Origin of the sequence: Dapis hubbardiae BLCC-M172 (assembly GCF_050016015.1) — a bacterium.
GTDB lineage: Bacteria > Cyanobacteriota > Cyanobacteriia > Cyanobacteriales > Microcoleaceae > Trichodesmium.
Genome location: NZ_JBNHEQ010000129.1, coordinates 41,066 through 52,521 on the forward strand (window position 1 = coordinate 41,066; position 11,456 = coordinate 52,521).

An 11,456-nucleotide genomic window follows, 5' to 3' on the forward strand; every position below is an offset into this window, starting at 1 on the left:
TTTGCCATCAGACTCACCAATTCATCCCAGAAAATTTCCGTCTTTTCTAATTGCTGATCCAAGAAATTATTTTCTGTCATTAACTTTAACCAGCTAGAGTCAAAATCAAAATTTTTAGAATCAAAGCCACCAATATCTACAATAAAATTTTTCTGATATAAAGCATCAGTAATTTTCAAATGCCATAAATTTTTATCAACCTTTATTTTTCCACTTCTCTTGTCTTCAACTTTTTCAATACCACCAACAATTCCAAACCTAAGCAAAATATGTTGTACTTGTCTAACCAATTTTTCACTAACTGTAGAATAACCAAAACATACTCCCCTACTCTCAGATATTTTCACCCATCCATCCAAAGAAAATAGATATCTAATAAATAAAGCTAATTGCAACCTTTCTAATTTAAAGACCAGAGGAAAAAGACAGCAATTATCAGAATCAATCAAGGAAGAAAACTCACTTTCTGGAATAGTTTCATTACCAAAAATATCTAACCGACGCGGTACAGCTATTTTTTCCCCTACCTGCAATTTTGCCAAAGGTTTCCAACCATCAACCGTCAAAAAAGGATGAGTAATTGTCGTCTCTACAAATCTTCCTAATTTTGTCGTTACTCTAAATACAGGTTTAATTCCATCATCAACAAAAGCACTAGGTTTAGTCAGATAAAACTTCCTATTTTTTCCCAAAGTTAATAATTCTATTTCCTGCCTTTGATAAACTTCTGCCAAAGTAACTAAACTGCCATCTTTTTGCAAAACCAAAGTATCATAAGCAGCACATTTTCCCATAGAAGGTCTACCCGCCACAATAATCAAATCAGACCTTTGAAAACCTCCCGTCATTGCATCTAAATCATAAAAACCACAAGCAAGACCAGGTAAAGCAACCCCCTCATTTCTATCTTCAATTTCCTGAAAAGTATCAATTAAAGTCTCAGAAATAGGAACTAAATCTTGTTGTGGTTTATCCTGAGTCAGAGCAAAAACTTTTTGTTCTGCTTGGTCAAGAATAGTTTCTAATTTAGTCGCAGTTTGAAAACCTAAATCAAAAATTTCATTGCCAGCTTGAATTAATTTTCGTCGGATATATTTATCAACAACTAAAGCAGCATATTGATCGATGTTAACCGCAGAAACAGTTCTTTCTAAAAGTTGAACTATTTTGACTTGCCCACCAATTTTTTCCAATAGATTATTATCCACAAGCCAACTGGTAACAGTCATTAAATCTGTAGGTTTACCTTGATTATATAGTTGCCACATTGCTTTATAAATAATTTGATGAGCTTGAATGGCAAAAAATTCCGGGCGTAACAATTCTGTTACTCGATTAATGGCTTCTGGGTCGAGAAGAATACCACCTAAAATAGCTTCTTCTGCCTCAATATTTTGGGGAGGTAGGCGATCACTTTGCATTTATAGTTTATCTAAATATTTGGGTTAAATGGTAAGTATTCAGCTATTAGCAATAATATATAGCTGTTAAAGCTATCTATATATATACTCATTTTAATTTAGATTGAGACAAGTATTTCTTGCTATAAGAGAGTTTCAGCAGAAAAAGTGTTCAATCCTTATTTGAAATGACTATAGAGTTTTATATTAAGAAAGATGTTTATAAATTATAGTCTTAATGGTGGAGTTTAAATTTAAAACCAAAAACAAGAGCTTTTAGCTGACGGCTGAATACTTAAGTTAAATAAATTTCATATTTTGATGTGAATATATAGGAGTAATTTTTGTAGTGAAGCGCGTAAAAAATAATTTTGTTTTTAAAAAAATATAATATCTCTTAGATTTATGAGATGTAAAATTTTGGAATAAAGTGTTGCCTAAAACAAATTTTCTTTATATTTCACACCTTATTGTAATTAGTATATCAAATCAGAATTAACCCTAAAATTTCCAATAACGTTATCTCGAAACCGACTGAAATTGCTTTTTCCATTTCAATATTCTAGAGAGCTAGGCGATCGCTCCGTATGTATCTATAGATTTCATAAAAATTATTTTGTAAGCATTTATAGTCAGCTATTAACTTCATTACCTTTAAAGTAGGAGAAAGAAATTGAGAAACTTCCAAGAATAGGAATAAGTAATAAAAGTAAAAAATTTCATTCAACAGCTAATATTTTTAATAAAATTAGGTCAATCAGATATCAGTTATTCGTATTTCCAGTTCAACCGATAACTGATAACTGATAACTGTGTAACTGTTAACTACCTACAACTTGAACCTCCACTTCAGCAGTTACCTCTGGATGAAGTTTAATTTCAGCTTTGTAGAAACCAACCTTGCTAATTTCTGGCAAAGTAACACCACGTCTATCAATTTCTTGACCAGTATTTTCCTTAATTACTTCCACCAATTCTCTATCAGTAACCGTACCAAAAATTGCATCATTTTCACCCACTTGTTTAGCAATTTTGAAGCGACCTACTGTTTCCAAAGCAGTCTTTTGAGTTTCTGCTGCTTGCTTCAATTCTATTTGTCTTTGTCGTTCTAGTTCTTTACGACGTTCTACTTGTTTAAGAACACCTGGAGTAGTACGAAAAGCAATTTTCTTAGGAATCAAATAGTTACGGGCATAACCAGGAGCTACCTCTACTACATCCCCCGATTTTCCCAACTTGTTAATATCTTGATTCAAGACTACCTGTAATTTTTTGGCCATGACTGTAATTGTAAAATTTTCACTGCAAACTTCTATTATATTCTAATTTCAAGAATAAAATAGGAAATGACTAGAAATTAATTTAAGCTATAGTATTTCCAAATGAGATATAAACTAGGATTCATGACAAAAGGAAACACCGGATATGGGAATAGGTAATTGTCTGAAATCTCTCTGGGTATTTTTCGGGCTATGAGAAATGGTCATTTTGTTTCATATCTCATTTGAAAACGCTATAGAGTCATAAATAAGATCAACTACAGAGTAGGTAGTTAAAGTTAAAGATTAAGTCTAAGTTATGTTCCCTGAACTGTAAACCTCACGACTATTCATTAAGCTAAAAATAATCAGAAAATTAAATATTCAATAAATAGTAAAATTTGCTAATTAAACCAAAATGAAACAAAAATATCTAAAAACAATCTTAGGAACAATTCTAACCAGCTTATTAATAATTTTCACTTCCTGTCAACAAGTTTCTAATTCTAAAACAGTCATTATTAGGACTGCTTATAATAGTGGTTGGATAGAAGAATTATTTCAAACCGAAATTGTTAATATTGGTCTAGAACAACTAGGCTACAAGGTGGAAAAACCAAAACAAAGTGATTATCCAGTAATTTATATTTCTATTGCTAATGGAGACTTAGAATATAGCACAATTTACTACCAACCAGGGCACGAAGAATTCTTTGAAAATGCTGGTGGCACAGAAAAATTAGAGGGAGTAGGAATTTTAACTCCTAAAGGAATGCAAGGATATCAAATTGATAAAAAAACAGCCGATAAATATAACATTACTAACATTGAACAATTAAAAAATCCAGAAATAGCTAAACTTTTTGACTCAGATAAAGATGGTAAAGCAGATTTAGTTGGTTGTAATCCTGGTTGGGGTTGTGAATTGGCTATAGACCATCAACTTAAAGCTTACCAACTAGAAGATACAGTAGAACATAATCGAGGCCAATATACAATTCTTTTGGCAGATGCTATTACTCGCTACAAGCAAGGACAACCTATTATTTATTATGTCTATTATCCCCACTGGATATCTACAGTCTTAAAAATAGGTGAAGATGTAGTTTGGTTAGAAGTACCTTTCACCTCCTTACCAGATATGCAAAATATAACAGAAGAAGATACATTAGTAGATGGAAAAAATCTTGGCTTTTCTAGAAGTAAACAAGGTATTGTTGCTAACAAAAAATTCCTCGAAGCTAACCCAGTTGCTAAAAGATGGTTTGAATTAGTAGAAATTCCCGTGGCAGATATGAGTGCTGAAAGTTTACGCATTAAAGAAGGTGAAGACAAACCAGAAGATATTTTACGTCATGCTCAAGAGTGGGTAAAAAACAATCAGCAAAAATATGATAGTTGGTTAGAAACATCAAGACAAAGTACAAATTAATTTTCTAGCTTTTCAAGTAAAAAATAAAGTAGAGACAAATACATAAATAATAATTTATCGCTGTAACTTTAGGATGAGATAATACTGTGTAAAGCTATCATATTTCAATCCTTTAAAGTTTTCCTACTTTAGATATTTACTTCTTTTGTACTCTTAATAATTATTGAATAAACAGCCTCTCAAATATTTAACCTAATACTATTGAGAGAGAAATTATCATCTTAGTGAGATACGCTTTTTTTCGGATTTTCTAGTTATAGGAATAGAAAATTTATTCCTTACTACTGAATCACAGTTTTTCAATCCAAGCAAAATGAAAAATATATCGCTAAAAACAATCTTAGGAACTATCCTCACAAGTTTATTAATAGTTTTTACTTCCTGTAAACAAGTATCAAATTCCCATAGTGTCATTATTAGGAGTGCCTATAATAGTGGTTGGATAGAAGAATTATTTCAAACTAACATTGTTAATATAGCAACTCCCAAGAAGCGTGAAGTACAAAATTCGTTTGTTTTAGGGAACAGGGAATAGGGAATAGGGAACAGGGAACAGGGAATAGGGAATAGGGAATAGGGAATAGGCAATGAGGAATAGAAAATAAATTAAAGATAGGTGTACCTCATAAGCTTGAGAAACACTATATAGGTCTAGACAAACTCAGCTATAAGGTCGAAAAACCCCAACAAATTCAATAGCCCCCTATTTATATTTCCATTGCTAATGGAGACTTAGAATATAGCACCATTTACTACCAACCATCCCACGAGAAATTCTTTGAAAAAGCTGGTGGAGAAGAAAAATTAGAGAAAGTAGGAATTTTGACACCTGAAGGGATAGCTGGATATCAAATAGACAAAAAAACAGCCGATAAATATAAAATTACTAAAATTCGAGCTTGTTGAATTTCCTAATTTGCTTAGTTCTTAAATTAAGGCAAAAATTATCATCAAATCAAATATTCAACCTGATAGTATTTATATAGGTTTATATAAGTTTTCTTAGCTTAGTCAGCTTATAACTTTTATCCATGAAGTTGTACTGAATAAAAGATAATAGCTGTCAGTAAAATTCAAGTCTGGATCAGAATTATTAAGTGCATTTTTTTTAGAAAAATGGTATTGTTGCATTTTTATTAATAGTTAATTCAACTATTACGCAATAGTTTTTAGATTTTAGATAAAGTGGAAGAATGGCGATAGTGCTACGCGTTTCATGTCGCTCCGCGAAACGCCTAACCTCACTTTAATTGATAATTAATTCAACTATTGCGGAATAGTTTTTAGATTTTAGATAAATTGAGTGGCATTCAGCTATTGATTAAATAGCATTAGATTCATAGCCAAATGAAGTCATAATTAATCTTGAGAGACTCTAGCCTAATTCTCAAGTCAGGGTCAAATTACATTATCTCATCTTAGGGATTTGTAGCGAATGTCTCTTTGTATTCAGAATAAAAGCTAAATGTTCAATCAATTAGTTCATTTGGTGGAATTCGATTGACTGTTTCATCTTCTAAAACTAGATTAACAGTTTGCTCAGTTCCTAACTCTTCTAATTGACGAATCTTGATTTGATCTAAACGGGGACCTTCAGCAGAAATAACAGTAAATTCAAGATTCTGATAGTATAACTTTTCTCCTCCAATGGGAATTTTTTGTAATTCATAAATCAAAAATCCTCCCAAAGTCTGATAGTCGTCAGTCACTGGTAAATCTAAATTTAAAAGTTGATTAACTTCTTCAACACTTAACTGTGCCTGGACAATAAAAGTTTGATCGTCCAACATTTGTAAAGCAAGTTCTTCAGAGTCGGTTACTTCATAATTATCAGCACTAATAATTTCAGCAATCAAATCCTCCCGTGTAATTAATCCAGCAGTTCCACCAAACTCATCTACCACTATTACCATTTCCGAGTGCTGAGGACTATTGGGAATTTGACGCATTCTTTGCATTAATGATAGTAACTCATTCAGATAGGTTTGTTCAGAAACGAATCTTGCAGGACGAATCCAAGATATAATAGAAGTTTGTGGAGATAATAATCCTTGGGCTAAAGGTTTAGCCAATTCTTTAAAATCAATAATACCCTGAATATCATCTACGGATTCACCAACTACAGGATAGCGGGAATGACCAGATACCTGAATTTCATCTAACAAATCTTGAAAAATAGCCGTACTAGAGATAGTATTTATACTTGTCCGTGGAACCATAATTTCTCCAGCTAATACCTCTCCAAATTCAAATACATTACTAAGTAATTGTCGTTCTTCTGCTTCTAAACCTGTTGATTCAGTAGAAGTAGAGATAATTAACTGTAATTCTTCTGGAGTAACTGGTGCTTTCCAAGCACTGCCAGTATATTGAATTCCCAAAAGTCGTAATAACCAATGAGTAGATTGATTTAATATCCAAATAAAAGGATTAAAGAAGCGAGAGATAGCTAGACTCAGAGGGCCTAATAATCTAGATAACTGTTCTGGATAAAGTAGCGCTACTGACTTTGGACATAATTCTCCCAATACAATTTGTAGGTAAGCCAAAATAAAAAAAGTGACAATAGGAATGGCGAGGGAGTGGGCGATCGCTTGACTAATATGAATAGGTAATGGTATATTAGCTATACCTTTTCTCACAATTACAGCCATAGTTCCTTCACCAATCCAACCCAAAGCCAAACTAGATAAAGTAATACCTAACTGAGTTGTCGAAAGTAGTCTGTCTATATGTCTTTGAAGTTGCTGAACAATTTTTGCTGGAACATCCCCCTCATCTACTAATTGATTAATGCGTGACCTTCGCACAGAAACAATAGAAAATTCTGCCACAACAAAGAAGGCATTTATGGAAATTAGTAGAAAAACCGAAAAGATGCGCGACAGTATATCTGTCCAGGTCATATCTCTCCAGATTAGCATTTCTAAGCCTGGCATATCTAGCAAATTTACTGCCATTGATTTTGCCTCAGACCTATGAACATTTTCATGTTTAAAATTTACAATTTTTGATCGACAAATTCGGTTTAAAGCCTCCTCACTCAAAATTCAAAATCAACTTAATCTATTTTAATTTTAGACATTTTCAAATCTAACTTTTGAGCTGGATAATCTGTAAGTTCTAGGGAAAGTTCTTTAGCATTATCTAATAAACTAATTGGGATTGTAATAATACCATAATATCTTCTACCATTGGGCGGTAATTCTCCTGGTAAATCCTCTGTACTGGCGCTGAGAACTCTTCCTTGTTGATCTGTAATATTCAAAAAACTGTATAAAAATCTTACAGCTCGATCTCCTTCATTTTTTAAATTAACATCCAAGACTAGAGAATTTCCCCACTTACGAACATCATTAACTTCCAATATTACTCCAGCATCACTACTCACAATTGGAAAACTTTGTTTGGATTTAGTTTCTTGAGAAGACTTGGCTTTAGCTGTTTTTTTCTGGGAATTTTCTTTAGCAGTTTTTTTCTCAGCTATTCCACCATTGAGAATAGTATTTTTTACATTGATAATAATTTTTTCCTCCTTTAACATCACTACTTCTTCTCGACGATTTGAACTGTCTTTAGCACCTACTAAATTATTGGTAGGACGAGTATCTGGTTGAGTAATTCCTTTTAAGGCTTCCCGGCCCAGTTTAAATCCCCAAGAAGCACTACCCAAACCAGCACTAAACATTAGAACCAGCAGACCTAGAGTTAGTAAAATACTAGAATTCATAGTTTTTTCTTTCTAAGGTATGATTTTGTTTTTTGTTATGATATACTATAAATTATTTGTATGTATTAATGTCCAAACTTACCTATTCTAATTTTATGTTGACTTTTAACTAAAGTTAGCAAAATATGTTATAATCAAAAAATAGTCTAAGGTTATCTTAAACTTGCCTGATATCCTTATATTATAAGATGATAGAAATAAGCGCCTTTGGCCGATTGGGGAGGCAGCGAGCTCATAATTCGCTTTAAGGCTGGTTCGATTCCAGCAGGGCGCATTTATAAAACCCCTGAAGGGATATATTTAAAATTAGAGATTGAGAGTAGGGGAGATGGGGTGTATTAGATATCTCCCACTGATCCAATCATCAAATCAATTATTACCCATTTTTTATCAATTAATTCTCCCTCCGACCTATTTTATGGAGATACGCTTAGGTCTTATATAATTGACTGAATAATTTGATATTTCCAAACAGTAATGGCATATGCTGTATTTTTTTACCGAAAAATTGGGTCTAAAACCTTGTCCCTAAGCAGGTGACTTTTTAACTGATTAAGCAAGAGGATATAAGCTATATTAAAAAATTAATAATTAATAATTAATAATGAATAATTGGCGTTGGTGAATGATTGTATGATTTTTAGGAGTTAGGAGTTAGGAGTTAGGAGTTAGGAGTTAGGAGTTAGGAGTTAGGAGTTAAAAGAGCTTTTTTCCTTACTATTAATATTACGACCATAAGAATTTCATACCTTATTTCACCAATGCCGAATAATTATAGTAATTTGAGCTTATTGTGAGATTTTGAAAGTGAATTAGTATAGGGTACAACCGTGACAGGTAAGATGCCTGTGTTAAAAAGCTTTTTATTTCGTTGTACCTCACATACCTGAAATTTGCTGTAAGTTCATAAACAAAATTAATTACACATCGTTCTGTGTTAACTTAATAATTATTGCTCTTCCTAATTCATCCCTTGCTCCTATAAATTCTTCTACTAAATCAAGTTTTCTACTCCAAGATTTAGGTTATTAATTTTCTCTGGTTTACAAGTTCTATAAAAATAAAAAACCGCGATCGCATCACAATAACCTCATAAATCTCTTTATCTTAAGTAAATATAGAACTTAGTGTCATTTTTAATTCATCTGCCTAAAATGAAATATAATTTTATATTTTGCTCCCAAGGCCATAAATAATAACACAAGATGAATCTCACCAAAAAAACTATTGCAGCCTTTGTCTCTCCTGGAATACCCCTTTCTGCTCTTGGCCTTCCCCTTTTAGTTTATCTTCCGCCATTCTATGCAGAAGAAATGGGACTGGGCCTTTCTCTGGTGGGCACAGTTTTTATGATTACCCGCTTTTGGGATGTTTTTACCGATCCAGTTCTTGGTGTTATCAGCGATAGGGTAACAACACCTCTAGGTCGTCGGCGTCATTGGATTATATTATCCGTTCCTATTTTAATGATTTGCGTTTACAAAGTGTTTATGCCGGAAGCACCAGTCACAGGAAATTATCTTCTGTTTTGGATGCTGTTGTTGTATGTCGGTTGGACTCTGCTGAGTATTTCTCATATGTCTTGGGGTGCAGAATTATCATCAGATTATTATGAACGGGCGCGAGTTCAAGGTTGGCGAGAATTTGCCTTAGTATTTGGTATGTTAGCTGTTTTGATACTTCCGACTATTCTAGAACAGACTGGAAGAGCTGATAGTGGAACTAAAGTTGCTGCTATGGGTTGGTTTACAATTATATTGCTCCCCATCACTGTAGCGATCGCTGTTTGTAATGTCAAAGAAAGACCTGTGGCACCATCTTGTCAACTTGGTTTCTTGCAGTCAACCTCTCTGCTGTTGAAAAATAAACTGCTAATACGAGTGCTAATAGCAGATTTAATGATTGGTCTTGCTCCGGGAATTGTTGGTTCAATCTACATTTTTTTTGTAACTTATGTTATGCAACTAGGTGAATGGTCTAGTTTGATGCTCTTACTCTATTTTGTAGCTAGTTTTTGTGGCATTCCTCTTTGGATGCGTCTTAGTTATAAGTTGGAGAAGCATCGGACTTTTGGTGTTGCTAAAATGTATGGTTGTGTAATTCTTGTCAGTCTATTGCTTGTTCAACCAGGAAACTTATGGTTGTATACCTTATTTAATATTCTTTTCGGCATCGAATCTGGTGCAGGAGCGTTTTTATTGCGCTCAATTATGGCAGACCTTACAGATCATGATAACTTGGAATCAGGAACACAACGCACAGGTCTTTATTATTCTCTGTTAACTATGACTAACAAAGTTGGTTCTGCTTTGGGAGTTGGGATAGTTTATCCTATTTTAGATTGGATCGGTTTTGTTCCTGGGGGTGAAAATACTGCCACAGCAATAGAAGCACTTAAATATATGTTTATTTTTGTACCTATTCCAATTAGTCTTTTAGCAGCGATCTTTATCTGGAACTTTCCACTAGATAGCACTCGACAAAAAGAATTACGTCGTCTGTTGGCAGAACGTGATTCTATGGTTAGTTCAAAATAATTCAAGAATTATCAGCTAATATCATCTCCTGTAGCATCAGTATTATAAAATATGGATAAGGAAGAAAGCTTTACTTATCTAGGAGAAAAGGCTTAAAAGCGGGAAAAAACTTAAATTTCCTGTAGATATTCACGCCTGGGTTTACACAAAGGGTAGCAGGGGACATACAGAATATCATAGAGAATTTTTGACAATTTGCTCTATTACATTTTTTTATGGGAAATCTTGGTTTATAAGAACGGTTAACAGCTTTTAGCTGGAAGTCATTTCAGTTATCAGTTATCAGTTATCAGTTATCAGTTATCAGTTATCAGTTAACAGTACCTCTGGCTAAACCCAGAGGCTTGACATAAGGAATATTCTCTTTTTTTATCCCCTTAAAAGGGGAGGCTTGAGACCTTTTTTTTTGGTCAGGAGTCAGTAGAATTTTTTGGGCGCGATAGATGGGAGGGTAGTGCGTCAAGGGAGTGTGGGGAGTGTGGCAAGTGTGGCAAGTGTGGCAAGTGTGGCAAGTGTGGGAAGACGTCCGAACATTTGCAGGAATAATTGTACCTCTATCTTTTTGTGCAATTCTGCCAGTCGTCCTAACCTTTTAGTCTCAAAGGCTAAAAAATTGGCACCCCCTTGGCGACCATCTGGGCGCTTAACCTTTATATATCAGTGCTTTGAGATTATATTAGCGAGCCATACGCGACTTATCCCACACATTACGCGCTCTGCACTACCGATGGAAGGAGCTGGCTTCCTGGCTTTAAGACTTATAATGTTCCATCTTAAGTTATTGCCAAAAATTTTTAGATATCTCCATCTCCCATAACTATACAATAAGTATTCAACTTATGGAGATGTCTAATATAGCAATTCCCAAAAAGCGTTAGGTACAAAATTCTATACTTTAGGCAACAGGGAACAAATAAGAGACAACAAATAATAGGCAACAGGGAACAAATAACAGGGAAGAAAGATAAAAATGTACCTCACGCTTACTGAGAAACGCTATAACAATTAAAAAAAAAGGGTAGTCCTGCATAGTAATGGTAGATGGATGGGGAGATGGGGAGATGGGGAGATGGGGAGATGGGGAGATGGGGAGATGGG

At 33.8% G+C, this 11,456-nt stretch carries 7 protein-coding genes and 1 tRNA gene; 4 read left to right on the forward strand and 4 right to left on the reverse strand.

Features of this window, described 5'->3' with window-relative positions; translation table 11 throughout:
- Both ACP6PK_RS11695 and rplI read right to left on the reverse strand, forming a co-directional pair.
- The coding region (locus ACP6PK_RS11695; protein WP_426559749.1) for a DnaB-like helicase N-terminal domain-containing protein at window positions 1-1,421 on the reverse strand (1,421 nt) is incomplete at its 3' end.
- A gap of 800 nt (window positions 1,422-2,221) precedes the next feature.
- Entirely contained in the window at window positions 2,222-2,680 is a 459-nt protein-coding gene (gene rplI / locus ACP6PK_RS11700) for a 50S ribosomal protein L9 (RefSeq protein ID WP_094671683.1), read from the reverse strand.
- 397 nt (window positions 2,681-3,077) lie between these two features.
- Here rplI and proX point away from each other — a divergent pair, with 397 nt between their 5' ends.
- Together proX and ACP6PK_RS11710 are read left to right on the forward strand one after the other, a co-directional pair.
- On the forward strand, window positions 3,078-4,091 hold the full coding sequence (gene proX / locus ACP6PK_RS11705) for a glycine betaine/L-proline ABC transporter substrate-binding protein ProX (protein ID WP_426559750.1): 1,014 nt from the start codon (window positions 3,078-3,080) through the stop codon (window positions 4,089-4,091).
- 313 nt (window positions 4,092-4,404) lie between these two features.
- Window positions 4,405-4,626: a hypothetical protein gene (locus ACP6PK_RS11710; protein ID WP_246844060.1), complete on the forward strand. Its 222-nt coding sequence runs from the start codon at window positions 4,405-4,407 to the stop codon at window positions 4,624-4,626.
- Between the two features lie 934 nt (window positions 4,627-5,560).
- Here the strand turns inward: ACP6PK_RS11710 and ACP6PK_RS11720 are convergent.
- Window positions 5,561-7,051, reverse strand: coding sequence for a hemolysin family protein (locus tag ACP6PK_RS11720; protein WP_426559751.1), 1,491 nt, complete (start codon window positions 7,049-7,051; stop codon window positions 5,561-5,563).
- Window positions 7,052-7,152: 101 nt separating this feature from the next.
- Window positions 7,153-7,821, reverse strand: a complete 669-nt coding sequence (locus tag ACP6PK_RS11725; RefSeq protein WP_094672280.1) for a hypothetical protein — start codon at window positions 7,819-7,821, stop codon at window positions 7,153-7,155.
- Between the two features lie 201 nt (window positions 7,822-8,022).
- Here ACP6PK_RS11725 and ACP6PK_RS11730 point away from each other — a divergent pair.
- Both ACP6PK_RS11730 and ACP6PK_RS11735 read left to right on the forward strand, forming a co-directional pair.
- A tRNA-Ile gene (locus tag ACP6PK_RS11730) sits at window positions 8,023-8,095 on the forward strand.
- A 931-nt stretch (window positions 8,096-9,026) separates the two neighbouring features.
- Window positions 9,027-10,358 carry an MFS transporter gene (locus tag ACP6PK_RS11735; protein WP_094671033.1) on the forward strand — a complete coding sequence of 444 codons (1,332 nt, stop codon included), beginning with the start codon at window positions 9,027-9,029 and terminating at the stop codon, window positions 10,356-10,358.
- Window positions 10,359-11,456: the final 1,098 nt, after the last annotated feature.

Bases quoted from the DNA above. Each gene is read 5' to 3' on its own strand.
- rplI (WP_094671683.1), bottom strand. From the start codon at position 2,680: ATGGCCAAAAAATTACAGGTAGTCTTGAATCAAGATATTAACAAGTTG.
- proX (WP_426559750.1), top strand. From the start codon at position 3,078: ATGAAACAAAAATATCTAAAAACAATCTTAGGAACAATTCTAACCAGC.
- ACP6PK_RS11710 (WP_246844060.1), top strand. From the start codon at position 4,405: ATGAAAAATATATCGCTAAAAACAATCTTAGGAACTATCCTCACAAGT.
- ACP6PK_RS11720 (WP_426559751.1), bottom strand. From the start codon at position 7,051: ATGGCAGTAAATTTGCTAGATATGCCAGGCTTAGAAATGCTAATCTGG.
- ACP6PK_RS11725 (WP_094672280.1), bottom strand. From the start codon at position 7,821: ATGAATTCTAGTATTTTACTAACTCTAGGTCTGCTGGTTCTAATGTTT.
- ACP6PK_RS11735 (WP_094671033.1), top strand. From the start codon at position 9,027: ATGAATCTCACCAAAAAAACTATTGCAGCCTTTGTCTCTCCTGGAATA.